The 24,748-nt window shown below is 48.5% G+C and carries 22 protein-coding genes; 10 read left to right on the top strand and 12 right to left on the bottom strand.

Annotation, left to right across the window (positions count from 1 at the left end; translation table 11 throughout):
• Positions 1-43: 43 nt before the first annotated feature.
• On the bottom strand, positions 44-1,066 hold the full coding sequence (locus EHO60_RS09140) for a hypothetical protein (RefSeq protein WP_135767797.1): 1,023 nt from the start codon (positions 1,064-1,066) through the stop codon (positions 44-46).
• 169 nt (positions 1,067-1,235) lie between these two features.
• Here EHO60_RS09140 and EHO60_RS09145 point away from each other — a divergent pair, with 169 nt between their 5' ends.
• Positions 1,236-2,318 (top strand): endonuclease/exonuclease/phosphatase family protein, encoded by a 1,083-nt coding sequence (locus EHO60_RS09145; RefSeq protein ID WP_135767798.1) that lies wholly within the window; start codon positions 1,236-1,238, stop codon positions 2,316-2,318.
• Between the two features lie 53 nt (positions 2,319-2,371).
• Positions 2,372-2,830: a VOC family protein gene (locus EHO60_RS09150; RefSeq protein WP_135767799.1), complete on the top strand. Its 459-nt coding sequence runs from the start codon at positions 2,372-2,374 to the stop codon at positions 2,828-2,830.
• 37 nt (positions 2,831-2,867) lie between these two features.
• Here the strand turns inward: EHO60_RS09150 and EHO60_RS09155 are convergent, their stop codons facing one another.
• The 5 genes from EHO60_RS09155 to EHO60_RS09175 form a co-directional block, all read right to left on the bottom strand.
• Positions 2,868-3,242 (bottom strand): DUF1987 domain-containing protein, encoded by a 375-nt coding sequence (locus EHO60_RS09155; RefSeq protein WP_135767800.1) that lies wholly within the window; start codon positions 3,240-3,242, stop codon positions 2,868-2,870.
• A 2-nt stretch (positions 3,243-3,244) separates the two neighbouring features.
• Positions 3,245-3,799: a SiaB family protein kinase gene (locus EHO60_RS09160; RefSeq protein ID WP_135767801.1), complete on the bottom strand. Its 555-nt coding sequence runs from the start codon at positions 3,797-3,799 to the stop codon at positions 3,245-3,247.
• Between the two features lie 28 nt (positions 3,800-3,827).
• Positions 3,828-9,203 carry an AAA family ATPase gene (locus EHO60_RS09165; RefSeq protein WP_135767802.1) on the bottom strand — a complete coding sequence of 1,792 codons (5,376 nt, stop codon included), beginning with the start codon at positions 9,201-9,203 and terminating at the stop codon, positions 3,828-3,830.
• Between the two features lie 67 nt (positions 9,204-9,270).
• Positions 9,271-10,248: a ketoacyl-ACP synthase III gene (locus EHO60_RS09170; protein WP_135767803.1), complete on the bottom strand. Its 978-nt coding sequence runs from the start codon at positions 10,246-10,248 to the stop codon at positions 9,271-9,273.
• Between the two features lie 71 nt (positions 10,249-10,319).
• Positions 10,320-12,134, bottom strand: coding sequence for a CoA-transferase (locus EHO60_RS09175; protein ID WP_135767804.1), 1,815 nt, complete (start codon positions 12,132-12,134; stop codon positions 10,320-10,322).
• Positions 12,135-12,412: 278 nt separating this feature from the next.
• Here EHO60_RS09175 and EHO60_RS09180 point away from each other — a divergent pair, with 278 nt between their 5' ends.
• The 4 genes from EHO60_RS09180 (at position 12,413) to EHO60_RS09195 (ending at position 15,453) form a co-directional block, all read left to right on the top strand.
• Positions 12,413-12,856, top strand: a complete 444-nt coding sequence (locus tag EHO60_RS09180; RefSeq protein ID WP_135767805.1) for an acyl-CoA thioesterase — start codon at positions 12,413-12,415, stop codon at positions 12,854-12,856.
• Entirely contained in the window at positions 12,853-13,722 is an 870-nt protein-coding gene (locus EHO60_RS09185) for a four helix bundle protein (protein ID WP_135767806.1), read from the top strand. Before EHO60_RS09180 ends, EHO60_RS09185 begins: the two co-directional genes overlap by 4 nt.
• A gap of 88 nt (positions 13,723-13,810) precedes the next feature.
• The gene (locus EHO60_RS09190) at positions 13,811-14,572 is read left to right on the top strand and encodes an SDR family NAD(P)-dependent oxidoreductase (protein WP_135767807.1); all 762 of its coding nucleotides are present in this window, start codon (positions 13,811-13,813) and stop codon (positions 14,570-14,572) included.
• Between the two features lie 116 nt (positions 14,573-14,688).
• The gene (locus tag EHO60_RS09195; RefSeq protein ID WP_135767808.1) at positions 14,689-15,453 is read left to right on the top strand and encodes a PP2C family protein-serine/threonine phosphatase; all 765 of its coding nucleotides are present in this window, start codon (positions 14,689-14,691) and stop codon (positions 15,451-15,453) included.
• Here the strand turns inward: EHO60_RS09195 and EHO60_RS09200 are convergent.
• Entirely contained in the window at positions 15,450-16,736 is a 1,287-nt protein-coding gene (locus EHO60_RS09200) for a beta-ketoacyl-[acyl-carrier-protein] synthase family protein (RefSeq protein WP_135767809.1), read from the bottom strand. The two genes, EHO60_RS09195 and EHO60_RS09200, sit on opposite strands and share 4 nt — an antisense overlap.
• Before the next feature lie 228 nt (positions 16,737-16,964).
• Between EHO60_RS09200 and EHO60_RS09205 the strand changes: the two genes are divergently transcribed.
• Entirely contained in the window at positions 16,965-18,419 is a 1,455-nt protein-coding gene (locus EHO60_RS09205) for an adenylate/guanylate cyclase domain-containing protein (protein ID WP_135767810.1), read from the top strand.
• Between the two features lie 133 nt (positions 18,420-18,552).
• Positions 18,553-18,978 (top strand): LA_2478/LA_2722/LA_4182 family protein, encoded by a 426-nt coding sequence (locus EHO60_RS09210; protein ID WP_246028208.1) that lies wholly within the window; start codon positions 18,553-18,555, stop codon positions 18,976-18,978.
• A 99-nt stretch (positions 18,979-19,077) separates the two neighbouring features.
• Here the strand turns inward: EHO60_RS09210 and EHO60_RS09215 are convergent, their stop codons facing one another.
• Genes EHO60_RS09215 through EHO60_RS09235 form a run of 5 tightly spaced genes read right to left on the bottom strand, consistent with a single transcriptional unit; the run spans position 19,078 to position 22,478 of the window.
• Positions 19,078-20,031: a lysylphosphatidylglycerol synthase transmembrane domain-containing protein gene (locus EHO60_RS09215; protein ID WP_135767812.1), complete on the bottom strand. Its 954-nt coding sequence runs from the start codon at positions 20,029-20,031 to the stop codon at positions 19,078-19,080.
• A 17-nt stretch (positions 20,032-20,048) separates the two neighbouring features.
• Complete coding sequence (locus EHO60_RS09220) at positions 20,049-20,399, bottom strand: histidine triad nucleotide-binding protein (protein WP_135767813.1); 351 nt, start codon at positions 20,397-20,399, stop codon at positions 20,049-20,051.
• Positions 20,396-21,295, bottom strand: a complete 900-nt coding sequence (locus tag EHO60_RS09225) for an ROK family protein (RefSeq protein WP_135767814.1) — start codon at positions 21,293-21,295, stop codon at positions 20,396-20,398. The genes EHO60_RS09220 and EHO60_RS09225 overlap by 4 nt, the downstream gene beginning before the upstream one ends.
• Positions 21,292-21,957, bottom strand: coding sequence for an ABC transporter ATP-binding protein (locus EHO60_RS09230; RefSeq protein WP_135767815.1), 666 nt, complete (start codon positions 21,955-21,957; stop codon positions 21,292-21,294). Before EHO60_RS09230 ends, EHO60_RS09225 begins: the two co-directional genes overlap by 4 nt.
• Entirely contained in the window at positions 21,954-22,478 is a 525-nt protein-coding gene (locus EHO60_RS09235; protein WP_135767816.1) for an ABC transporter permease, read from the bottom strand. Before EHO60_RS09235 ends, EHO60_RS09230 begins: the two co-directional genes overlap by 4 nt.
• A 71-nt stretch (positions 22,479-22,549) precedes the next feature.
• Between EHO60_RS09235 and EHO60_RS09240 the strand changes: the two genes are divergently transcribed.
• Positions 22,550-24,112, top strand: coding sequence for a restriction endonuclease (locus tag EHO60_RS09240; RefSeq protein ID WP_135767817.1), 1,563 nt, complete (start codon positions 22,550-22,552; stop codon positions 24,110-24,112).
• An 11-nt stretch (positions 24,113-24,123) separates the two neighbouring features.
• Complete coding sequence (locus tag EHO60_RS09245; protein WP_246028209.1) at positions 24,124-24,720, top strand: hypothetical protein; 597 nt, start codon at positions 24,124-24,126, stop codon at positions 24,718-24,720.
• Positions 24,721-24,748 lie beyond the last annotated feature (28 nt).

The raw sequence follows: 24,748 nt of genomic DNA on the forward strand, positions 1-24,748 counted from the left end.
TAATTTGTAAGTCAAGGAGATCGGATGAAAAAAGAGCGATGATTTAGGGGAGTTTTCGATAAGCGAACAGAAAGGAAAGTGTGAATAAAAGTCCTAGAACCGCAACGACTCCCAGGAGGGTTTTTTCCGCCGAAACGAAAATCTTTCCGTTCTCTATATTTCGTTCCTGATCGGAAGAAAACGATTCCACCGCTTTTCCTCCGCTCACGGATATGGTCACTTCCTGGCGAGGAGCGGAATAGGCTACCGAGTAGGCCTTTACGTCCTCCGGGACGTCCGCCTCCAACTTTTTGAGATTCTTCGCTCCCACAAAAGAGAGTTCCATATCTTTCGGCTTGGCAAAAACGACCCGTTCCCCGTCGTTCTTTTCGAAGAGAAGTTTGTCTTTAAACGTCACGGAGGCTAAATTGTTGGCCGGGATGGAATAGGAAACGTACAATTGGGAAGTTCCCGGCAGAATGGGGCGATCCAGAATCCATCCCTGTTTTCCGGGACGGAGCTGGAGCGGGATTCCCATTCCGGCGCCTTGGGTCAATTGAGCGGAAACATCCGTAGCCTCGGATGGGACGAAAATCTCTATAGGATCCGCGTCGTTCTGAAAACTGCGGGGAGGAATGGAATTATTATGGAGAATGAATACTTTGAATGCGATCAAAGCATCCTTGGATCGGGTGATCTGTAGTAAGGACTTGGTCTTAATCGCGGATCGGTCCTGGGTCTTTTCATAGACGGTGATTTCCTGGGGTTGTGCGCGCATCATCGGAACCGGAGGAACGATCTTATTGTAATTCACTCCGCCGTAAGTGACCTGTAAAAGAATAGGAAGTCCGTTCGGCGCTTCCACTTTCGGTAAGCGGAAACTTCCTCTTACGGGACCGATCTCTCCGACGGAAAGCGGGATCATCTGCTTTTCCAGCGCAAAGGCACGGACCTTTTCCGCCGAACCTTCTCCTCCTTTGGTACCGTTCTTGAGAATGACCTGTAATTCCACTTCCTCCGCCTGGAGGGATACAGCGAATCCACCGAAAACCAGGAAAAGAAACGGGATAAAAAAGGAACGATACATGCGATCGATTCCATGCTGCCGGAGCCCCCTAAAAAGGGAAAGTCTTTCCGATTCCTTCCTCCGTAAAATCCGGATCGAAAATTGTGGACGAAACCCCGAGCGTGTTTACAAAAGGATGCTTCGCCGAACGAAGCGGAACTCCGGATGAAAACGGATCTTAGGAGGAGTCTTGAAAATTTTAAAGAACATCCTGTATATCGTGCTGGTCGCATTCTCTCTATTGTTGGCGGCGATTTATTTTTCCACCTTTCATCCGAAGCAAACCGAAAACGCGGATGTGGTATGCAAATCCGACGCGCTCGAGATGCCGGGAAACGAGGAATTGAAAGTGCTTTCTTGGAACGTGCAATATTTTGCCGGTAAGAAAAAAGTCTTTTGGTACGACGTTCCCGACGAATCCGGTCCGGACACCGTGACAACTTCCGAAGAAGTGGAAAACACTTTGAAAAAGGTCGCTAACGTAATCCTGGAAACGGATCCGGACCTGGTACTCCTACAGGAAGTGGACGACGGGGCCAAAAGGACTCGCGGGGAAAACCAATCGGAGAGATTGGTTCCATTACTTTCGGATTTTTATCCGTGCAGGACGGAAGCGTTTTATTGGAAAGCGGGATTCGTGCCTCACCCCAAAGTTCTAGGATCGGCCGGAATGAAGCTGGTCATTTTGAGTAAATATAAAATCGCTTCGGCGGTGCGTTATCAGTTGCCTCTGGCCGAAGCGGATCCTATCAGTCGTCAGTTCCAGTTGAAGCGGGCCGTACTGAAGGCGGATCTTTCCGTATCGGGGGGGCGAAAGTTCTCCGTTTTAAACACCCATTTGGATGCGTTCTCGATGGGAACTGACACGATGCAAAAACAGGTGAAGTTCCTTTCGGATCTGTTGCGGAAGCTGGACGGAGAGAAGTCGGTTTGGATTTTAGCGGGAGATTTCAATCTTCTCCCCCCGGATTTCGATCGGAAAACCTTGCATCCGAATGGAGCGTTTTATTACGGGGATGATCAGGAAATCAAGCCACTCTTTGATCGTTGGTCTTCCGTAGTTACGAAGGAGGAATTGAACGGTCCCGAAAAGGAGAAATTCTTTACCTATTATCCGAACGACCCGGCCATCGCGAAGCCGGACCGGACCATAGATTATATTTTCTATTCGAGAGGATTGGTCAAAACCAAGTACGGCGTCTTTCGGAAAGGGGACGCGGCCGAGGCCAGCGATCATTTCCCGTCGGAAGCGGTCTTTCGTTTCGGGGAATGAATTGCCTTTCCCTTTCTAAGGGAGAAGTTGGAAAAAAAATACGAAGGTTTATTATGAGACCGTTTAAGATTCTAGGAATCCAGCAGGTGGCAGTCGGGGGCGAGAGCAAGGACAAGCTGAGGAACTTTTGGGTGGATGTCCTAGGTTTGGAAAATGTGGGAACTTACCGCAGCGAAAAAGAAAATGTGAACGAAGATATTCTTAGAATGGGTAAAGGGGCTTATGCGGTGGAAGTGGATATCATGGAACCGGTGGATCCGACGAAAAGTCCGAAAGTACATGATCCGAAATTGAATCATATCGGTCTCTGGGTAGACGATATTCATAAGGCTGTGGAATGGCTTTCTTCGAAAGGAGTCCGATTTACCCCGGGAGGAATCCGGAAAGGCGCCGGGGGACACGATGTTACCTTTATTCATCCGAAGGGAAACGAAGAATCCCCGCTTTGCGGAGAGGGAGTGCTGATCGAATTGGTTCAGGCGCCGGAGGAAGTCATCCGGGCGCTCAGCTAAATCTCCGGAATCCGCGTACTGAATCGGTGCGCGGAATTCATTTGTAAGATTTCATTTGAAACGGAATGCTCAAGTCCGAGGAAAATTCGGCACCGGTCTCCTGCATGTCCTCATCGTCTTCTTTATACAACCATTCCACTTCGACCTTACCGCCTTTTTCATGGAATTTTTGTAGATTGTCCAAAATGTCCATGATCACCTTCGAGGAACTCGTGTTGAAATAATCCATCTGAAACTTCAGTCGGATCCGTTTCCCGTCGGACTGCATGGCTTTCAACCATTCAAATACAGGCTTGTAAAATGCCATTGCGTTTTCCGGGTAGGATTCCCCGATGATTTCCGCGTCGCCCTTGGACGAATCTAGGATGACTTCCGGCGAGGTTTTAGTCTGCTGTATGTGTAAGGATTCCATTCTTAGTTTTCCTTAGTAAAGAATGCAGAAATCGTGAAGAAAGAATTGTTATCGTCCACAGTATCGAAATGAAACACGAGCGGTCCGTCCGATTTGCGAGCGATATCTATCAAGCCAACTCCCGAGCCCTTGCTGTCGTCAGGTCGTTCCGCTCTTAGCTGCTGCTGATAAAAGGACTTTAATTCGTCCTTATTCATCGAGTTGATTCTTTGGATCCTTTCAGAGAGAAAGTCTAGCTTCTCATTCTGGACTAGATTGCCCGACGCGATTTGATAGCCAATCGAATTTTCCCTGACGGCAAGAATACCTACTCCGGCTTCCTTCATTTCTTCATTTGTGCGGCGCTCGGAAGAATAATGCAGCATATTCTGTGCAAGTTCGATAAAAACCGCAAAGATTTTCTTAATTTTGACTTCTGCACTCAAGGAAGTTCGGATCAAGGATCCCAATTCCGTGAGAACTTCCTGCGAAAGTCTACCTTTAAAACTGACGAGTAAGTCGTACTCGCCCGCTTCTTTGTAGGATTTGAATAGATTTAAGAGCTCGTTGTCCATCATTAGCATCTTCCTTTTTCAGAAACTTCTCCTACCGTCCGTTCAAGACTAACCCGACTAGCGTGATGTCGTCTCTCTGCGCTTCTCCGTTTTGATGAGCCGATAAAAAGGATTCCAATCTTTCCTTTTGTTCCGTGCAGGGGAGGTGTTCTATGGTCCCCAGGAAATTCAAAAATCCTTTGGTGCCGATCTTTTCGCGATTCGGATTGGGCTGATCCATAAAGCCGTCAGTTGTCAGATAAACACTTGTACGGACTTCCGGCTCTAGCGGGATGGAATGCGTGGTAAATTTTCTCGTTTCTTCTGTCTGCCTTCCGCCGATGGAGGCTCTATCCCCTTTGATTTCCGACAAGATGCCCCCTTTTCCTATAAAAATAGGACGTTTAGCTCCGGCAAAGAATAAATTTCCTTTTTCAATTTTGAGTAAGCAGATATCCATTCCGTCTCCCGAATTCGTTTGTTCTCTGTCCTGTTTTAGGGCTTGTCGAACTTTCTCGTGCAAAGATTCTAAAATCAAAGCCGGATCCGAAATTCCGGCTTCGGTCACGATTTGGTTTAGAAGGGTGTTTCCGATCATGGACATGAGAGCACCCGGCACTCCGTGACCCGTGCAATCGACGGCCGCGAGAAAGACCGCTTCTTCCTGTTTGTAAAACCAATAAAAATCTCCGGAGACGATATCCTTCGGTCGGAAAACGACGAAGTGTTCCGCCAGAGTCTTGCCGAGAAGCTCGTCGGCCGGTAGGATGGCTTGTTGGATATTTAAAGAATACGTAATGCTATCCGTAATGTGCTGGTTCTTAAGGGCCAGATCATCGTTTGCACGGGCCAATTCCTTGGTTCTTTCTGCCACCTTGTCTTCGAGATTCGCATACAACAAGGCGTTATCGATGGAAATCGCCGCCTGTGAGGAAAGGATGGAGATGGTTTGCAACCGGTCCGAGGTAAAGGCCGCCTCCGAAAGATTGTTTTCGAGATAGAGAATTCCGATCAGTTCCCCCTGCTTGATAATGGGGGAGCAGAGCACGGATTTAGTCTTCTGTTCACGGATATAAGGATCCTTATTGAATTTCTCGTCGGAGTGAGCGTTTTTCAGTACGAGATCCTCTTTTGTCCTTTCCACGTAGTAGATGATGCTGATCGGTAGATTCGAACTCTCTTGAACGGGAATTCCTTGGAGTACGTGGATTTCCTCGCTCCAAATATTTCCTTCCGCCTCTATCGAAAGTTTTCCGTCGCGTTTGAGGATCAGAATTCCTTTTTGAGCGCCCACGTTTTCGATGGAGATCTGCATGAGCTTATCAAGAAGAGCTTCCAGCTTGATCTCCCCGGAAATCACGTTCGAACTCTTGAGTATGGATTGGAAATCGAGGGTTTGTCCGGTATATACTTCCGTCGCGGAGGCAGTATGAGTCCCGATCGTTCCGAGAGTGTAGGCAGTGCGGAACGTACCTCTGCTTTTCTCTCTTACGAATTCGGGATGTTCCACACGGAGTATCTCCTGCTTTTTCAGAGCACCCCATTTTCCGTATCTATAATAGGATTCGCTAATGTACTGGGCCGCGATTTTTGCGCTGCCTTTTGCCAACCAGAACCTAGCCGCCAATTCGCACCCTAGGGCTTCATCGTTGGAGTACTCGTTTTTGGCGGCGAGCTGTACAGCCTGCTCGTAGGTTTTTGCCGCTTTCCAGTTCTTGTATTCGAGGCGGGAGAGTTCCGCGTCCACCAGAAGGTATTTATGCTCGAAATTTTCCGGCGAGTTTTCCGAAAGTAGTTTCAGCTTCGTTAGGTTCTGTTTGATCTTTTCCAGGAATTTCGTTTTTTGGGCCTGGGAAGAGGACTTAAAGCTCGCCGCCATAGCTAACGCGTGAAGATACGCATGCTCCTCCACGGAGATTTGTCCCGAGATATAACCCAGAAGTCCTTCGGCCTCGTCCAACTCCTTAAGAGCGGCAGCGAATTCCCCATAGGTAAGTAAAACCCTCGATTTCATGATCTTAAAGAGGCAGATCGGAAAAGGACTTTGGTGAGCGTTGCATAGTTCTACGAACTGAGTCTCGTCCATTTCTTCCGTGGAAAATTCCAGATGGGAAGCCGTCTTTCCTCTCAAGTTCGAGAGAACCAAGGCGGAAGCGAGAACGGTATCGATCGCTAGATTGTTTTTCACCTTTCTAGAAAATTTTAAAAGAGCGTCCACTTTCGACGCGGCAGATTCGATATTTTGGGATTGCAGAACGATGTTGACCGCGTCGTTCATGGCGCAATATCCACCGTGAAGAAATTCCCCGGATTCGAGGCTGGATTGTATTCCCTTTTGGTTAATGTCTTCGGAAAATTTCAGGTGTTTCACGAACGGGGTCGTGTAGTTAGCCAGGATATTCGCGGCTTTAGTGGTTCCGCTCGGGTTTTTGTGTTTTTCGCTGACCTTGACCGCGAGTTCGGCGAATTCGAATCCTTTTCTGTATTCTTGGTATCCCGAGGCCAGTACGACCCCGTAGGAGGAATAACCGTAAGGATCGGAAAGGTTTCCGTGTTTCAGAAAGAGATTCACCATCTTTACGCATATCACAGGAAACAGCGCGAGGGCGAAATTATACGCGGTTGGAATCGCGCCGATCAGAAGGTTTACCGCCATGATGTGTTCCGGTTGCTGCATCAGAGGAAGATCCAGTAAGGAATCCACCGTTTTGCCTTCCAAAGCTCCGTTCGCGATCTCCATTTCCTGGGTCAGGACCAGTCCGAAATCGGTTTCCGGAATATTTACGCCTAGGGGTTTGAGCGCTTTTACGATCGTAGGCAGGGCGAGATCGAACTTACCCAAGGCGGAATACTGGATGATGAGCATATTGTACGCTTCGGCTTGTTCTACCGAAGTTTTTCCGTATTTCAATAACACATCTATGATCTTTTGAGAGTCTTCGAAGTTCCCCGTGAGATAAAGAATTTCGGCGAGTTCCTTGTGAACGGAATAGCAGAGGTCGTAAAAGACGGACCAAAGAACGTCGTCCCCTTTTGTACCTTCGGGAAGCGTGAAGAGCAGATCTCTTCCTTTTTCTATATAAACCAAAGCGGGTTGGTAAGCGGTGGAATTTTTGGCTTTTCGCCCCGCCAACAGGTTCAATTCTGCGAGTCGTTTTTTTTCGGACGAATCTTCGATGAGGGATGAGCCGGTGTTCAAGTGATTCGCAACGTCGAAGACGATGTCTTCCAGATGCTTCCCTTCGGTTCCTTGCAAAAGCAATCTTCCGATACCGAGACGGATCCGCTTTTTCTTTTCCTCGTCGATGATCTCGTACGCGGCTTGCTGGACCCTGTCGTGCTGGAAACGGAAAAGGACGGTCTTTGCCGTTTGCTCGTTTTTTTCCTTGTTTGCCGCGGTTTCCAAAAAGGATTCCGCGATCCTATAATTTTCGCCCACCGGAACGATCAATTCCTCGTTGATACATTCCTGTAATGACATCGAGGTTTCTTTGAAGGTTTTTCCCAGAATGCGCGCCAACAAGGATAGATCGAAGTTGCTTCCGATGCTAGCCGCCATCCTCAGGGTCTCCTGTATTTCAGGCGCCAATTTGCGAATACGATCGATGAGTAACTCGACTACATTATCCGAAATTTTCGTATTCCGAATCTTGGCGAGATTCCATTTCCAGCGGCCTTCGCCCGGTCTTCCGGAACCTGCATCGAAATAGACCATCTCTTCTCGGGACAATTGCTTGAGTAGTTCCCCGATGAAAAAAGGATTTCCTCCGGTTTTGGAATGGACGATCTCTGCAAGTTCTTTGGTTTCTTCCGGCCCGCGTCTCAGGCTTTCGGAAAGGAGTTCGTTGACGTCCTTTAACAGCAACGGATGCAACTCGATTTTATGCGGGTCCAAACCTTCCTTGCTTAAGGTATCGACGAGCGTTCGGAACGGATGGGAAGCGTCCACTTCGTTGTCCCGATACGCAAGCATTAGGAAAAGATAACTTACCGTTACGTCTTCCATGAGATTTTTGAGCAATTCCAGAGAACCGGTATCCGCCCATTGCATGTCGTCGAGAAAAATCGCAAGAGGATGTTCCGACGCCGCGAATACTTTTATAAAATTCTGAAATACGACGTAAAAACGGTTCGCGTTCTCCTGGGGTCCTAATTCGGGAATCGGTTCCTGTTTTCCGATGATGATTTCCAATTCGGGGATCACGTCCGTGATCACTTTTCCGTTGGCGCCGAGGGCTTTGCGTATTTTGGACCGCCAAGCTTCTATTCTCTCGGGAGGTTCCGTCAATACCAATTCGATCAAGCTGGAAAAGACCTGTATGACGGCTGAAAAAGGAAGGTTCCGATTGTATTGGTCGAATTTCCCCGTTATGAAATAGCCTTTGGACTCGGTGAGAGGTTTGTTGATTTCCCGGACCAAGGAGGATTTTCCGACTCCGGAATAGCCTGCGATCAGAACCATTTTGGTTTTTCCGTCGGCGGCGACTTCCTTGAATTCGCCTAACAACGCTTTTATATATTCTTCTCTTCCGTAAAGTTTCTGAGGTACCTTGAACTCCTGGGAATAGTCGTTTTGCGCCAGAGGAAAATCGGGAAAGTCCGAATTTTCTTTCCAGAGAGAATATGCTTTTTCCAAGTCGCCCTGCAGACCTTTCGCCGTCTGGTAACGGTCTTCGGCGGTTTTGGCCAACATCTTCATTACGATATCGGAAAGTACGTTCGGTATTTCCGGCCTTAGCTTTTTCGGAGGCGCCGGGTTCTTTGCCATGTGCGAATGGACCAATTGCAGAAGATCCTCTCCCTCGAACGGAAGAGTCCCGGTAAGCATTTCGTAGAACGTGACTCCTAAGGAATAAAAATCGCTCCTATAATCGACCGAGCGGTTCATTCTTCCCGTTTGTTCCGGAGAAACGTATTGTATGGATCCTTCCAGTATGTTGGGGGAGGACCAGGAGGTTTCCTCCTTGGTCAACCGGGTGGAGATCCCGAAGTCGATGACCCGCACTTCGTTTTCTTCCCTATTATAGATTATGTTTTCGGGTTTGATATCCTTATGGATGATCTTTTTGGTATGTATATCACCCAAGCGTTCGGCTAGTTGAACCGCGACGGAGAAGAACTCCTGCAAAGGGAGAGGATTTTGAACGATATGCTGTTTTAAAACCCCTCCGGGCATGAAGTCCATGAATAGCGCATACCCGTCGGGAAGTTTTTCAAAATTGATCGCGCGAACGAATTTTCCTCCGTTCAGAGTCCTGAGAATTTCGTATTCGTTCCTCAGGTTCACGACCGACGGATGTAGTTCGTCTAGTAAGGGGAGAAATTTTATAATTATGAATTTTCCATCTTCTTTGCGTACCGCCTTGTACACTTCCGAAGAGGATTCGGCGTTTAATCTTTCCCGAAGTTCGAATCCTGTTACGATCATCTAGTCACTTCACCTGTTTTTATCTATGTCGAAAATCCTTTCCGACGTTCTCTCTTTATCCGCGAAATCAAAGCCGAAAGAGGAGTCCTCCCCAGTAGAATCCCGCCCCGACGGCGGGAGTCAAAAAAAGATCCCCTTTTTTAAACGTTCCTTTCCGATAGAATTCCGACAGGACGATCGGTATCGAAGCTGCCGAAATGTTTCCCACGTTCTCGAAGTTCGTGAGAATCTTCCCTCTCGGAAACGGAGTCCTCTTTAAGACATCTTGGAGCACCGCATCCGTTCCCGGATGCGGAACGACCCAATCGATATCTTCCACAGTGAAACGGTTTCTTTGCAGCAGGTCGTCCATTGCGGAAAGCGTCAGATCGGCCGCATTCGGTACCAACTCCGGAAAACTTTTGATATAGCTGTCGGGAGGAGGACCGGTGATGATGATCGGGGCCAACTTGCCGTCGTCTTTCAAAAAGGAATCAATGATTCCGAATTCTTTTTCTCCCGTAAACTCCAATAACACTCCTGCCGCTCCGTCTCCCGCGGTAAATTCCCCGTAACCTCCCATTCTGGTCCGGACGGAAAAGCGTTCGCTTCCGATCACTAACGCATTTTTGAATTTTCCAGAACAGAGGAATGCCGAGGCCATTTGGACTCCGTGGACGAAACCGGTGCATGCCGTACAAATGTCGAATGCAAGAGCCCGTTTTGTACCGGCTAGTACGGATGCTTGCGGAGCCAGTTCCGGAACGTAATAGCGATCGGTCCAATTCGCCAATAGGAACAGGTCCACGTCTTCGGGTTTTTTCCCCGCATCCGCCAAGGCCATTTCCGCAACTTTGGCCGCCATGTAAGCGGGGGTTTCTTTTTCCGAAGCTCTATGTCTCTTAGAGACGCCGATGTTTCCGATTACGGCCTTTTCGGCAGGGTGCATTTCCGGATATTTCAGTCCGGAACGGATCTCGTCGTTCGTAACGATTCGTTCGGGGAGATAGTGACCGAATCCGGTGAACCGAACCCCGTTGGAGGTCCCCAGGCTATGGTTGGACATGATTCAATTTTTCCCAGCTAAACAATAAATTTCCAGTCATAATTCCACGATTTGTACACATATTTGCCCAATTAAGGCAGGCGAGTATAAACCATAAATTGCTCGGTATAGATTCTTTCCGGATCGAGTTCCCGTAAAATGGTCAATTCGTCCGCAGTAATCGGAGGTTCTTTCCGCATGGGAAGTTCCTCGTCGGGTGGTAGCCAAAGTGTGTACCGGAGTACCGCTTCTATCGTTTCCATTTCTTCATCGGAGGCGGGCGGGATCCAGGAATACAATTCGAAGGGGTGGTTGGAAAGAGAGTCCCGCTGAAAGCGTCCGAATTGGCAGACTGCTTCAATGATTCTTTCGCCCGGAGAAGTGATGTGCTTCACTTTTCTTACGAATCTTTGTCGGTTCGCTTTTGCCACCACGACGGTATCCGCCACCGAGACGATGTCGTTCGCTCCGCCGGATCCCACCAGGAATTTTCCTTTTCCGTCCGCGACGGAATTCACGTTTCCGAACCAATCGAGTTCCGCAGCGCCGATCACACCTAGGCAGGAATCCGGAACGATGGTCCCTAAAACTTGGGCGGTTTCGGAAAGCATGAAACAATTGTGAGCGTGAAGCTGGCTGAATAAAAAAACGTCTCCCGGAAAGGGACTCATTCCATAAAATCCCAGTTCGGAAATGACGCGGATGGAGATTCCCTGCTGTTCCAATAATTTAAAGGCGGTCCAAGCGGCCATATGAGCGGCTCCGATTCCCGCGAGTATGGTTTTGTACCCTCCTTTTTTTACCCGTTCTATCACGGCCCTCGCCGCAAGAATGATCATCTGTTCCGAATCGTTAACCGTATTCGGATCCTCTTTCCGCGTTAGTCGGTGTTCCGGAGGAATCATTTTCAATCTTCGTAATTTATCCGAGCCGATCTCCTCCAGATATTCTGCGTGCCCTCCCGCTAGGTCTACGAATTGCTTGTACCATCTTGCCGCCCTGCTCGGAATTCCCGCACACTCGTTGGCCTCGGATTGGAATTCATAATCGTCCAGATATGTTTCGATTCCCTTGAAGGCCGGTAGATCCGGAAGATTGTGTACGCGAAGAGATTGAGGGTGGGCGCCGAATTTTGCTACGGCCAAACCGATCACTCTACTACTCGGTATGCTTACGATTTCCGGCGGGATCATTCCCCGTGGGACGATCTTTTCCACGGTGGCGATCACTCCCTTTACGGCGGCCATGGCTCCCCAGGTTCCTTCTCCCACCGGAGGACAGAGCACGATGTTTCCGTCCTCGTCCGCGACGACTCCGTGCATTAACGTGTATTCCGGATTCAAAGGCGAAATAAATAGAAGGTCTTTCCCTCGGATCCCTTTCGTTTCGGTGGAAAGATGAGAGGAGGCGGCTTCCCCATAAGGATTGCCTTCGGTGGGTTTGTTGTATAGAAAGGCGGATTTTCCCAATTTGTCCGTGATCAAGTCGGAGCCGACCAAGGAATTGGAGACGAATCCAGGTAGACGCATCGCTCCTGCAATCAAGCGTTGTATGATCGTGAGTAAGGACCAGAGTTCCACTTGGAAGGGCTTTCCTTCCAGCAGATCCCTATACAAAGAATTCGGACTGGGTTTGGGATAGGTGTCTCCGGCAAAACCGGTGATGACCTTTTTGGCGATGCCGGAAAGCGCGATGGAATGCGCGCTCGAATGAATTCCCGCTACGCTAAATGTGAATTCCGGATTTTTATCCTTAAAAACTCTTGCTAGAGAATAAATCAGTGCATTCGGTCGGGACATTGTTGCGGCCAAATGTAAGTACATTCCCGGCTTAACGAATTCCCGCACAAGGCTGTCCGGATCCGAAAGAATTTTGACCGGTTCTGGATGGTAAGATTCTCTAAGCATTGCATTCTAGCGTAGAAATTCTAACCGTGGAACGGCACACGGTAAACTCCCAACAGATTATCATTGATTTGACGGAAAAAACCGGATTTTCATACCGGTGACCCGAGAAATCGGGTGAAAATTAAAATCAACGGTGAAATCGAAAAACTTTCGGAAAAAAAGACTTAAATTCGCCTAACGTTGGAGTCTATTCTAGAATCGGATTCGCGCCCTCCTTTCAAGAAGCGTTTTTACGGGACCGATATTAAAAAGGGATCTTTCCTTCGAAAGAGAAAATCATGTCTCAGATCTCCGTTCCGTCACACTTCGATTATCGGATGGAAGTCCATGTTCAAAACGCGGATATTCGGAGTGCGACCGTAGTCGGAGGGATTTTCGTTTCCCATGTGACCTATGCCTCTTTGATTCCTATGGTTGACAAGGTCTTTGACGGGTTTTTGGAGCATTTTTCCTGGTCCAAATCGAACATCGCCGGGGCGAACATCATCGTTCCAAAATTGGAAGTCGACTATCGCTCCGAAGCTAGAGAAGGGGAGCGATTGGATTGGCAGGTAGCTGTCACGAATCTCGGACGGAAATCCTGCGATTTGATCTTCTTCGTGACGAAAATTCCCGAGAGGGAAGAGGTCGCCACGGTAAAAATTTCCCTGGTATTTTACGATTACAAAGCTCGTAAGACTTTGGAGATCCCGAAGGAGTTTCGGGAAAGATTTTCCGAATGAAAAACGAAATCTCTTCGGAGCAGGAGGCGGAATTTCCCGAAAGGTATTATTTTTCGACGGAGATTCCGATTCGAAAGACCGATCTCAGCATGGACCTCCATGTTTCCTTCGCGACCATTATGGAGCTGGTGATGGAAGCTCATCTCCGCTTCTTCCAATTTCTGGGATATTCCGTGATGGATATCCACGGATACAGCATCATTTTTGCGAACGCTACGATACGCTACGAAGGCGAACTACTTTACCAGGATGTGGCGACTATAGACGTTTCCCTGGATCGGTTGGAGGAGAAATCCTTCGATCTCTATTTTCGATTGTCCAAGGACGGTAGAAAAAGAAAAGTTTCCCTCGTTAAAATCAGAGTATTATTTTTTGATTATAAAGAAAGAAAAGTAAGTTTTGTTCCCGCATCTTTCCGGGAGAAGTTGACGTCCGGGAAGATCCGGGCGATGCCCAGTCCTCCCGTGGGGGCCTCGAATTTCCCGGCGGATATCGAAATTCGATCGGGCTTCCAGAGATTGGAGGTATGGAAAATCTCCCACGATTTCATACTGAGATTGTATGCACTGTGCGACGAATTGCGGCCGAAGGCGGAGAATTCCTGGATCGAGCGAGTAAGATCCGTTTCTTCCCTGATACCCGCACGAATCTCGGGAGCTTGGGGAGCCCGTATCCGATCCGAGAAAATCCGGAACATACTTCGGGCCAAAGAGCATCTGGAGGAATTGCGGTACTTGCTGGTGCTGGCCAACGATCTGAAAATCGCGGATCTAAACGAGGAATTGTCGGACCTGGAAAAGATCAACGAACACTTAAAGAAATACTTAAATACGGTGCGCAATAGTCCGACGCGCAGAATCAATTAGGGATTTTAGTTGACTCGGTCGGCGGATGTCGCTTTACTTTCCTTCACCGAAACCCTTCTCGGGCGACCCGAGATAGAGTCGAGCATTCATGAAAGATAAAATAGCGATCGTAACCGGAGGGAATGCCGGGATTGGACGAGCCGTGGTTTTGGAATTCGCGGCGCGCGGAGCAAAAGTCCTATTCTGCGGGAGGCGGGAAGAGGAAGGAAAAAAGGTGGAAGCGGAAGTAGCTTCCTCCGGCGGAGAGGCGAAGTTTTTCGTTTGCGACGTTTCCGTCGACTCCGGGGTCCGAGAATTCGTACAAAAGGCGGAGTCGATTTACGGTGGACTGGATTTCGCGGTCAACAATGCGGGAATCGGAGGACTGGCGTTGCCTTTGCACGATTATCCGGAAAAGGTATGGGACAAAGTAATCGACGTGAATTTAAAAGGCACCTGGCTTTGTATGAAATACCAAATTCCGCTGATGCTGAAACGAGGAAAAGGGGCGATCGTAAACGTATCGTCGGTCGCCGGGCTCGTCGGTGCAGACTGGAAAGTGGCACCTTATTCCGCCGCCAAACACGGAATTATCGGCTTGACTAAGTCGGCGGCCTTGGAATATGCGGAGGATCGAATTCGTGTGAATGCGATCTGCCCCGGATTCATTCGAACGGAAATGTTGACAGGCTTATTTCGGAGTTCCACCGATCCTGCGGAGGCGGAACATCGGATTACCGATCTTCACCCCTTGCGTAGACTTTCGGACCCCGAAGAGGTCGCCCAGGCGGCGGTTTGGCTTTGCTCCGACGAATCTTCCTTTGTTACCGGCGTGGCCCTGCCTGTGGACGGAGGGTATTCCGCAAAATAGAACTCGTGTTTTCGACCGTCTCAAAACGCTCTTTTTTCTTGTAGGACGGATGAAACCGGTGCATTCTTGTAAAAGACCGCAGAGGGTTCCGGACCTATATTCGGAATTTCTAAAAAATGAACATCGGCTATTATGCAATCACCGACAAGGGGAACTTTCGCTCCCACAATGAAGATTCGTTCTTTGCCAACGGAGAATTTCTATGCGGGCAGGTTCAGGGAGAGCTTGCGGAAGTCAGGGAGACGGATACGGAGGATTTTCCGGCTCTTTTTGCCTTAGCAGACGGATTGGGAGGGCATGAGGCAGGGGAAGTCGCCAGCAAAACCGCTTTGGAGAAACTTTCCTGGATGGCCCGCGCGATCCAGCCTCTGGAGGAGCTTCCTCCTCTCGGTTGGAAAAATCTGATCCGAAAAATCAATACCGAAGTGAATTTTCACGGACAATCCATCGGAAAGCCGAGTATGGGGACGACCTTGGTGGGTTGTCTTTTGGGAAAAAAGAAATCCTGGGTATTTAACGTAGGTGACAGTCGTCTGTATCATATGACGGAAGGCAGGTTGAGCAAGATCACCGTGGACCACAATATCAGCGAGGAATTGGGAGGTCTTTCCGGCCGCAATCTTTTGACGAGTTGTATCGGAGGCGGAAGTAAGGACATGCAGGCGGATATTTTCGATCTGACAGGAAAATTGTCCGCAGGGGATCACATTCTGCTTTGTACGGACGGGCTCACCGAGGTCTTGAATATCGATACTATGGAAAAGGTGATCCGGGAACACGAAGATCTCAAGGAAATCTGTTCTATTCTATCCGAAGAGGCGAATCTGAAAATGACCCGTGACAATCATACGGTACTTTTGGTTCGCATCAATCGACTTTAAAAATCGGGAGCCGCCAGACTGACAAAAGACGACTGGCTGCCGATCGCAAAGGCCATGGATACGGCGTATCGCAATCTTGTTTTTCTAGCGCCCTCCGCGACGTGGTCGTGGTCGCATTCCGGATCAGGGTCCGTTAGATTGATGGTAGGGCAAATGATCTGGTTCCGAAGCATCAAGGAAGTCGCGGCTACGTTTATGATTCCGGCGGCCCCGAATGTGTGTCCGAAGATCGGTTTGATGGAGCCTACCGGCGACCAATGAAATTTGGGTTTTCCTTCGTACAAGTGGGAAACGGCTCTACTCTCCGCCAAATCGTTATTATACGTTCCTGTTCCGTGGCCGCAAAAATAGTCTATATCTCCCAAATGCAGGTTGCTGATTCGGATCAGGTGTTTTAATCCTGTGGCGGCTTTTTTTCCCGTCAGGTCCATTCGTAACGCATGGTCGGCTTCGTTGTAACTGTAGGTTCCCAGAACTTCGGCGTAGATTCTCGCTCCTCTCTCCAAGGCACGATCCAGTCTTTCCAGCACTAAGACGACGGCTCCTTCTCCCAATAAGAATCCGTCCCGATTCTTGTCGTAAGGGCGGATCCCTCGCTTCGGATTTTCCTTTTCCATGGACATGACCCGACTTATCGGATCGGAATACATCATCATGAGAGGTTTGAGAAGGGGGAACTCGTGACCTCCGGCATACATGACTTCCGCCCTTCCTTTACGGATCGCTTGGTAGCAGAGACTGATGGCGTGATGGCCTCCTACGCAAGCGGCGGAAATGGTGGTCACGAATCCCTGTATATTCGCGTTTATAGCAGTGAGATTGGTGGGGTTGGAAGCCATGGAAGTCAAAACGGAATAGCGATCGAATATGTTCTCGTCCTTTTCCTCCAGATACTTTTTCCACGCGAATTCCCACCAGGAAAGAGAGGCGCGGGAGGAAGAATCGATGAATCCGACCCGTGACGGGTCTAGGGAATTCTTCGCGATTTTGGCATCCTTATTCGCCTCTTCCATGGCGGACATCAGGGCGAAGGTCTCCGTATTGTAATTCTTTGCGTGTTTTTCGCCCAACTCCGGAAGGTGCCTTTTCCAATCGAAAGTATTCATTTCGCCGGCTACTTTCACGGGAAAATTTTCCGTGGAAAAACGGGAGATAAAATCCAATTGGGATTTTCCTTCGGAAATGTTGGTCCAAAAATCCTGAACGGTGAACGTGTTCGGGAGAATGACTCCTATTCCGGTGATGACCACTCTAGAGTTCTTTCCGTTTTTCATTTTTTCCATACGATCGTCCGGGTGGGTGCCTTACTTTCTGATTTTCCCAAAGGAATGAATTCATTTCTTTCGCAGATTTTGGACGCAAAAAAACAAAAATTCCTTTCTCTCATAAAAATCGAATGGAAAATCCGACTTTCTTTCCGCCGAAAGGGATCGGTGAGCGTCAAATAAATTGTAATTATTTCCGTTACATTAACATATTATGAAACCGAAAGAGTTCCGAAAGGGGGTTGCATGTTTCAAGAAGCCAATCTGGAGCAAAAGGAAAAATCACTGGAAGGGTTTTCCAACCTGGACAAGTCCGACGTTCGGACTTTTATCGGACATTTGAGAAAAGCGGACGTTTGGGATCTGATCCGGATCAATCCGTTCCGATTTGCATCGAAGACCGGTTTCGATTCCGCTAAATCTTTGGATCTATTTCTACATGGCGCAAAAATCGGCCTTTTCGACGTAGCTTATAATATGGTCTGTCCCGCCTGCGGAGGAGTCGCTTCTAGTCATAAGTCCCTGGATGAGATCGATCAAAATTCCTTTCATTGCTATATTTGTAATATAGATGTTCCCACCACTTTGGACGACCAAGTCGAAGTCACGTTTACGATCCATCCTTCGGTAAAACGAATCGACTTTACGGCTCTTTCCCTGCAAGACGTCCAATCCTATTACAACTTTCATTTTTCGCAAAACTACAAGAAATCCCCGCAGTTACTGCAGTTTTTGAGCACGACCCTCCGCGGATTGTTGAATATGGAACCGAACGCCACGGTTACGATCGAGGTGGACGCAGAGAATCTGAAGGTATATCAGTTTACGTCGGTGGAAAACAATTCCGCCGCCTTTCTCCACTTCGATAAGGAAGGTCCTCAGACCTTGAATACTGTGGAGTTGAATCTTCTCCCCTCGGGATTTACTCCTTCGGAACTGCATCTTCCCAAGGGTAAGTACGAGGTCAAGATCACGAATCGTACCATCAATAAGGCCGGCGGGTTGCATCTTGCTCCCAATCCCGGTCGGATCTCGGAAATTACCAAACTTCATCCTACTACGATTTCCGAATTCCTGACGGCCAAAAATCTGCTGAATAACCAGACTTTCCGCGATTTGTTCCGAGTGCAGCAGTTGCGGTCCGATTTAAATCTGAACGTCAAAAGTCTTACGATCATGTTCACCGATCTAAGAGGTTCCACGGAGATGTACGATAAGGCCGGCGACATGATCGCATACAAATTGGTTCAAGAGCATTTCCGACTCTTAATGGAGGCTGTTAAGAAACATAACGGCGCCATAGTAAAGACGATGGGGGACGCAATCATGGCCACGTTTTCCTCTCCCGTCGAAGGACTGTTGGCTTCCCTCGAGATGATGAGCAGGATCCATCGTATGAATCAGGAGGCACATACCGAAGGCTTCGAGATCGGATTGAAGGTGGGTTTGAACGAGGGGCCTTCGTTAGCCGTCATCAATGATGAGAGATTGGACTATTTCGGTCAGAGTGTGAATATAGCTGCGAGAGTACAGGGTCTTGCGCAAGCCGGAGAAATCTGGGTAACCCAATCCGTCCTGAAAACTCCGGGAGTGGATCGCATGCTGAGCGAAAAAGGGTACGTCTGGGAAACCTCCGAGGCCTCGCTGAAAGGAGTGGGGCGCAAAGCGGTGGTTCATCGGTTGTTCAAAAACGTGGCCTGATTCCACCTTCGAATCGACACCCTCCATTAAAGCGGACGAGGTGTTGGAAATTTCTTCCCAAGCTTCGGAAAAAGAATTTCCCGATCGAATCTTTTCGTTAGGTTGGTTCAAAATTTATTTACCGGAGTTTCCGATGAGAATTTCAATCCTGCTATCGCTAACCGCTCTCTGTATTCTTTCCTTAGGAGATTGCAAATCTTCCAAATCTCCCGAGGAAAGGCTAATGGAGTTGGCCCCGAAATTCCAAAAAGTCATGTGTTCTAAGACAATAGAATGTACGAAAGACGAGCTCGCGAAAGTTCCGGCCCAATACCGGAATATGATTCCTCCGTTTATGCAATCGGAAGAGAATTGCGAGGCTTATTTCAAGGAAAATTTCGAGAAGGCTCGTAAAGCGCGTCAGGAAAAGAAACAGGAAGTCACTTCGGAGATGGTCACCTCATTTGAAACCTGCATTGCCGCAGTGGAAAAAACGACCTGCGATTTCTATAAAGGAAGCCATGGAAAACAGCGCACGATCCCCGGTTGCGAGGACATGCAAAAATTCTCCGCGAATTGAACCTATTTCGGAACCAGTCCCGCAGAAAGGTCTTCCTTGCGGGACTTTCCTCCGATCAGCAATGGATAAGCGAAAAAGGGATCAGTCTCTTTCCCCGGATCATTCCGCGGGAACACGTTCCTTTCCGGTAAGAGACCAATACGTATAAAGAACTGCCGTCAAGATTCCCAACGAAACCATCTGTCCTAGATGTACCGTGGTGGCGTACACCAATCCTTCCGAACTTTCCCTTCCTAATAAGACGAATCCCGAAGTAATGGAAGCGTGGTATACTCCTGCGCCGGAAGGGGCAGAAGGTACCATGACTCCGACCGCTCCGCAAAACATAATGAATACCGTCTCCATCGGACTTAAGTGGATTCCTACCAAATACTGTAGCAAAGTATAATGGAGTCCGTAACCGAAGAGCCAAGTGCATCCGGTGAGTAAGCCGTGCTTTCCCGCATTGTTCAGACTTAAAAATCCGCCCAGCTCCAGTACGAGAGGGGAGAGTTTGCTGCGGAAAAATTCCCCTTTTCCCACTTTTGAAAATAATGTTTCTCCCATCGACGCGATCCGTTTGTGGAAAAAACGTACGAAAACGAGGACACCCAGGATGGAAACGATTCCTAGGAGGGGCAATAGGAAACGCACGAAATCCTGGTGAATGCCGAGCAGGAAGAAAGCGCCGAGTCCTGCGCTGAAGATAAAGGCGAAATCCAAAACTTTTTCCAGAAAGAGAGCGCTTACCAGAGATCCGTAGTTGGCGTCGGAATCCTTTTTGCATAAGTACAATCGGAAAATATCGCCGCCTCGTGCGGGAAGGAATTGATTTGCTCCCACGCCGATAAACGAAGAGAGAAGCGCGGTCTTAAACGGGATCTTTTTTCCGAGTAGAAGGTACCATCTCCAAGAAAAAAGCGACAGGCCCCAGATGATCGCAATAAAAAAAGGGAGCAAATAAATCGGTTCCCATCTTTCCCGAATATTAGCAAAACCGGAAAGATCCAATTTCCAGAACAGGAAACCCAAGGAAATACCGCTGATTAAGATTCCGACCGCGAGTTTTTTCAAGCAGGAGCTCCGACGGTTCAGCCCGGAGGCCAGGTCATCTGTCGACCGCCTAACAGATGAAAATGCAAGTGGAATACGGTTTGACCGCCTTGCGGACCTCTATTGTTGACCACGCGGTAGCCGTTTGGGGCCAGTCCGAGAGACCTCGCCAATTCCCGGATGCGAAAGAGAAGTTCCCCGGCCAGATTCTTTTCCTCTTCTCCTAGTTCGTCCAGTGATACGTAATGTTTTTTCGGGATAACTAAAACGTGAACCGGCGCTTGGGGAGAAATATCATGAAATGCTAATATAGTCTCGTCTTCATAGGCGATTTTGGCGGGGATTTCCTTCCGGATAATCCTACAAAAAAGACAGTTTGCGTCGTTCATTCGTTCCGTCCCAAACAAAGGCTCGCGGCGCCGAGCGCTCCCGTGATGGAGCCGCCCGCTAAAATGCGAACGTGGTCTCTGAATACGGGAAAAATGATTTCTCTAACCCGATTTTCAAGCGGTTTTCCGAAAAGAGAATAAGATCGGGCCAAGCCTCCGGACAAAACGATGCATTCCGGATTTAGGATGTGGATCAGGTTGCGGATCAGCTCGGCCAGGACCTCTCTTCCTTCATCCAAAATTTTACGGGCTTCGGGTTCTCCTTTTTCCACTCGGGCAAAGAATTCCTCGGCGTTTCGAAACGTGCCGCCGGTCAGTTCTTTGTATCTAGTGGAAAATCCGCTGGCACTGAAATACGCTTCCGCGCAGCCTTTGTGACCGCACCCGCAGAGAGATCCGCCGGGGCGGATCGTAGTGTGGCCCACCTCCATGCTGTTGCCTTTGTAACCGTCGAATAGTTTGCCTTCGTGAATCCAGCCTCCCCCTATTCCCGTTCCCAAGGTCAGTACGAGTAGATTGGGGGATCCTTTGCCTTGTCCGTACCAATATTCCCCTAACGCGGCGCAATTCGCGTCGTTGTCGTAATAAACGGGAAGTCCGAACGTCTCCTTGAGATAGGGAACGACAGGGACGTCCTTGAGTTTGGGAAGATTGGCGGATGATAACAGAATTCCTTTGTCCTTATCGATCGGACCGGGGCTTCCGAGCCCGATCGCGGATACCTGACCTTTTTGCAGGAGTTCGGATACCAGTTTTTTCAAGGAGGTCAAAAACGTTTCTCCCTCCATCTCCGATCCTGTGGAAACCGAGGATTCGAATAGAATGGATCCGTGTTCGTCCGCCTTACATGCCTTAACGCTTTGTGCGCCGATGTCCAATCCCAAAAAGGATTTCATTTCACGACTCGGGTAAAGCTACCTTCCCGCATTTCGTAGATCGTCTTCGCGTCGAACGCTAGATTCATATCGTGGGTCACGAGGAGCACGGTCAATCCTCTGGAATTGAAGTCGGAGAGCAATTTTCTCACTAACTCGCTGTTTTCGGGATCCAGATCTCCGGAGGGCTCGTCCGCCAATAGGATTTCGGGTTCGTTGATCAGGGCTCTCGCGATCGCGGTCATTTGGATCTGACCTCCAGAAAGTCTGGTAGGCAATTGGTCCCGGATCGAATTCAGGTTCAGGCTAGAAATGAGATATTCGCATTTTTCCTTATATTCCTGCTCTCCGAATTTCCCGACCAAAAGGGCGGGAAGCAGAATATTCTCTTCCACGGTCAGGTGGGAAATCAGCTCGGAAAACTGGAAGATCAGCCCGATATTTCGAGCCCGAAATTTCGCCAGAGTTCCTTTGGTCATGCTGGAGAGCTTTAAAGTATCGAAATAAATCTCTCCAGAACTGCTCGTCAACATTCCGGTAATCATGGAAAGGAGGGTCGTTTTTCCGGAACCGGACGGGCCCACGATAGCGACATAATCGGATTGGTTCACGTCGAAGGAAACGGAATTTACCGCTTTCGTGTTTCCGTATGTGCGGGAAAGATTGTTGATCCGTAGGATCATTTTCCCCTCCGGATAGATCTGTACGGATCGACTAATGTATGAAGGAAGGCGGTGCATCCTCCTGCAAGACCGAGCAGAGCGGATTCATAGAAGAAGGCGCTCACATAATCCAATACGGATACCAAGGCCGGATTTCCGGGCGGGTAAAGAACACCGGCAAGGGAGGCCAAAAGGAAGCCGAAACCGTGAATGATCCAGAGTTCCGTCGTTTCCAGTAGGATGCAGCCGAAGCGATTTCCGCCTACAGCCATCATAATTCCGGTGTCTCCGGAGCGACTCGTCGTCCGAACAATTCCCATAAAAATCAGGGCGACGCTAGAAAGAGCCAAAACCAAGTAGGGAGAATTGCGGAAGAGATCGATACTAGAAACGTCGGAAACGGATTTGTCCGTCCGAATCGAGAAAAAACTCAGGATCAGGCCGGTCGCGAAGAACGTGGAGAAGAAGATATGAAGAAAACTTGTAGTCGCGTCCCGAAAGAACAGGGAGAAGGCGAACCGAAGGTAGGTGATTCTTCCCATCGAGAGCACGATACTGAAAAGGTTTGATTTTATCCAACATTTATTTGGTAAATGACGGGAAATTCCGGAACATGATCTTCGTAATTCTTATTGCAGCAGGTATCATCCTGATCGTAGCAGCTGGATCTTTTTTGATTCAGTCCAAAAGAGACGCATTTGAAAAGGCATTGGCGCTCGCGGCGATGGGGAATTACGTCGATTCCCGGATTTTAATCCGGGATATTTTGGATGCGAATCCTTCCAACGTGAGGGCTCATTTCATCATGGCGAAAATTTACGCCATGGAAGGCGATACCATCAACGAAGCCAGACACCTGGAAAAGATCAAAAAGATCGGCTCTTATGATAAAGAGATTTCGGAAGCGGCCGTATCGAACCGGATTGCGGATATCTATTACCAACAGGATCTTTTCGAGGAATCCGTTTTTCACTACGTTGATACTCTGAGCGTTGACCCGGAAAATCTGGAAGCGAATATAAGAGTCGCTTTCATGGCTTTGGGCCAGAAGGAATTCGGAATTGCCGACAAGTTCCTGTCTAGAGTTCCGGATGAAAAAGTCAAAATGACCGCCTTGTTTATCGCAAAAGGAGTGGTGGCGGCCACCTTACGGAAGGGGGATCCCAAGCCGTATTTCCAAAAAGCCTATGAAGAAGAACCTAATTCCGCGGTAGCCGGCTTTTTGTACGCGCTTACGCTTTCCCGTTCCGGAGAATACGACGAGGCGATACGGGTTGCGAACTCCGTCGTGGATCTGATTCCGGACGAATACGTTCGCTATACATTATTCCAATTCATCATGTTGGAGTTCCTGCTCAAGGGGGACTTTAACGAGGCTTTGAAACATTCCCGGCTCTGTATGGAGATCGCTAGAAACAACGGTTGGAAACAGGAACTCATCGATTCGGATTACCATTTCGCTTTGATTGCGGTCAAAATCGGTCGTCTGGAGGAAGCCAGCGAATATCTGATCGAGGCGGAGTCGGAAAGGGTCGACGACGAAAGAATCGTGGAATTGGCCAATTATAAATACCAGTTAGAAACGAAGAGATTGGAAGCGGGAAAACCGGCCAAAAGCGGGTACATTCCCGACCAGGAGCTAGGGCGGTTGTTCCCGGAACTTTTTCCGGTAGAGAGATATTTCGAAATCTCAGGATTGAAATCCTCGAAATCTTTTCACATCAAAGGAATTATCGATGAGGAAGGCGGCAAGATCGTAGCCGAAATCGGAAAAATCGGGATCAGCGCCATGGATCATTTCCGCGCTCTGAAAGGTGTGGAATTCAAAAACCTTTGCGTCAAGGTGGTCATCGCTTTGAACTATACGATCAGTCGGGAAGTTCCGAATAAAGAAGGCGACGGTCTCAATTTCATGGGTTTAAGTAAGACGGATAAGGAAACAAGAGCCCTATTTAAATTCAGAAGATGGAAGGACGCAAAAATCTCGGACATTTTCCTGAGAGATACTCTCAGTCAGGTCAAAGACATGGGCCTGGACAAAGCCTTTATCGTAGGAGATGCGGAATTTACGGACGGCGCACGCAGATTCTTGGCGGACAATTCTTCCCGACTGTCCGTATTGTACGGAAAGGACCTGGAAGAACTCTTGAAAAAAGCATTGAGAACTCCCGGGTAGGAGATTTTAGAATGAATCCCTTCGGTTACGTTAACAATCTCCGGGTAAGACCCGTATTTTTCCTTTTGTTCCTCGTCGCCTTTGCCTGCACGGACTGTACTCGATTCGTACGGAAAAGGACCGTTTCGGAGGAACTTTCACCGAATGTGGAAAGAGCTAAGATCTATCTTTCGGGTCACACGGGAGAATTCACAAAGGACAGCGAGGAAATTCTCGCCATCCTGAGAAGGCTGATAGACGGAACGGTAAGAAAGGATCTGACGTTTCTTCCGGATTTGGTTTCGGAAGAGGATGGGATTTATATCGATCTGAAGGGCCATTGGGACAGAGCGAGATTGAAAACGGAACTTTCCGCAAAGGACAATTATTTTCGGACGTACTTTTTCGATCGGGAAGCATTGGAAAAAGAAAAGAATCATACGGACGTACGTACGGTTCGGGACCTTCTTCTTTCCTCCGGAGGAATCGAAGTCGATTTTTATTTCGAAACTCCTCAGGCTTGCGAGGTCAAATTCAAGTTTCAAGAAAATCGAAAATGGGAGTCGGAGCTCATTAACCCTTATTTTACGAAACGGAAGGGGAAATGGTATGTTCACCGACTCTTTTAGGGAAAACTCCGGAAAAACCGACAAACCG

Source organism: Leptospira fletcheri (genome assembly GCF_004769195.1).
Classification (GTDB): Bacteria; Spirochaetota; Leptospiria; order Leptospirales; family Leptospiraceae; genus Leptospira_B; species Leptospira_B fletcheri.

What these genes read in the sequence shown, in the direction of transcription:
- EHO60_RS09140 (WP_135767797.1), bottom strand. Translation starts at nt 1,066, where the DNA reads ATGTATCGTTCCTTTTTTATCCCGTTTCTTTTCCTGGTTTTCGGTGGA.
- EHO60_RS09150 (WP_135767799.1), top strand. Translation starts at nt 2,372, where the DNA reads ATGAGACCGTTTAAGATTCTAGGAATCCAGCAGGTGGCAGTCGGGGGC.
- EHO60_RS09155 (WP_135767800.1), bottom strand. Translation starts at nt 3,242, where the DNA reads ATGGAATCCTTACACATACAGCAGACTAAAACCTCGCCGGAAGTCATC.
- EHO60_RS09160 (WP_135767801.1), bottom strand. Translation starts at nt 3,799, where the DNA reads ATGATGGACAACGAGCTCTTAAATCTATTCAAATCCTACAAAGAAGCG.
- EHO60_RS09165 (WP_135767802.1), bottom strand. Translation starts at nt 9,203, where the DNA reads ATGATCGTAACAGGATTCGAACTTCGGGAAAGATTAAACGCCGAATCC.
- EHO60_RS09170 (WP_135767803.1), bottom strand. Translation starts at nt 10,248, where the DNA reads ATGTCCAACCATAGCCTGGGGACCTCCAACGGGGTTCGGTTCACCGGA.
- EHO60_RS09175 (WP_135767804.1), bottom strand. Translation starts at nt 12,134, where the DNA reads ATGCTTAGAGAATCTTACCATCCAGAACCGGTCAAAATTCTTTCGGAT.
- EHO60_RS09180 (WP_135767805.1), top strand. Translation starts at nt 12,413, where the DNA reads ATGTCTCAGATCTCCGTTCCGTCACACTTCGATTATCGGATGGAAGTC.
- EHO60_RS09185 (WP_135767806.1), top strand. Translation starts at nt 12,853, where the DNA reads ATGAAAAACGAAATCTCTTCGGAGCAGGAGGCGGAATTTCCCGAAAGG.
- EHO60_RS09190 (WP_135767807.1), top strand. Translation starts at nt 13,811, where the DNA reads ATGAAAGATAAAATAGCGATCGTAACCGGAGGGAATGCCGGGATTGGA.
- EHO60_RS09195 (WP_135767808.1), top strand. Translation starts at nt 14,689, where the DNA reads ATGAACATCGGCTATTATGCAATCACCGACAAGGGGAACTTTCGCTCC.
- EHO60_RS09200 (WP_135767809.1), bottom strand. Translation starts at nt 16,736, where the DNA reads ATGGAAAAAATGAAAAACGGAAAGAACTCTAGAGTGGTCATCACCGGA.
- EHO60_RS09205 (WP_135767810.1), top strand. Translation starts at nt 16,965, where the DNA reads ATGTTTCAAGAAGCCAATCTGGAGCAAAAGGAAAAATCACTGGAAGGG.
- EHO60_RS09210 (WP_246028208.1), top strand. Translation starts at nt 18,553, where the DNA reads ATGAGAATTTCAATCCTGCTATCGCTAACCGCTCTCTGTATTCTTTCC.
- EHO60_RS09220 (WP_135767813.1), bottom strand. Translation starts at nt 20,399, where the DNA reads ATGAACGACGCAAACTGTCTTTTTTGTAGGATTATCCGGAAGGAAATC.
- EHO60_RS09225 (WP_135767814.1), bottom strand. Translation starts at nt 21,295, where the DNA reads ATGAAATCCTTTTTGGGATTGGACATCGGCGCACAAAGCGTTAAGGCA.
- EHO60_RS09230 (WP_135767815.1), bottom strand. Translation starts at nt 21,957, where the DNA reads ATGATCCTACGGATCAACAATCTTTCCCGCACATACGGAAACACGAAA.
- EHO60_RS09235 (WP_135767816.1), bottom strand. Translation starts at nt 22,478, where the DNA reads ATGGGAAGAATCACCTACCTTCGGTTCGCCTTCTCCCTGTTCTTTCGG.
- EHO60_RS09240 (WP_135767817.1), top strand. Translation starts at nt 22,550, where the DNA reads ATGATCTTCGTAATTCTTATTGCAGCAGGTATCATCCTGATCGTAGCA.
- EHO60_RS09245 (WP_246028209.1), top strand. Translation starts at nt 24,124, where the DNA reads ATGAATCCCTTCGGTTACGTTAACAATCTCCGGGTAAGACCCGTATTT.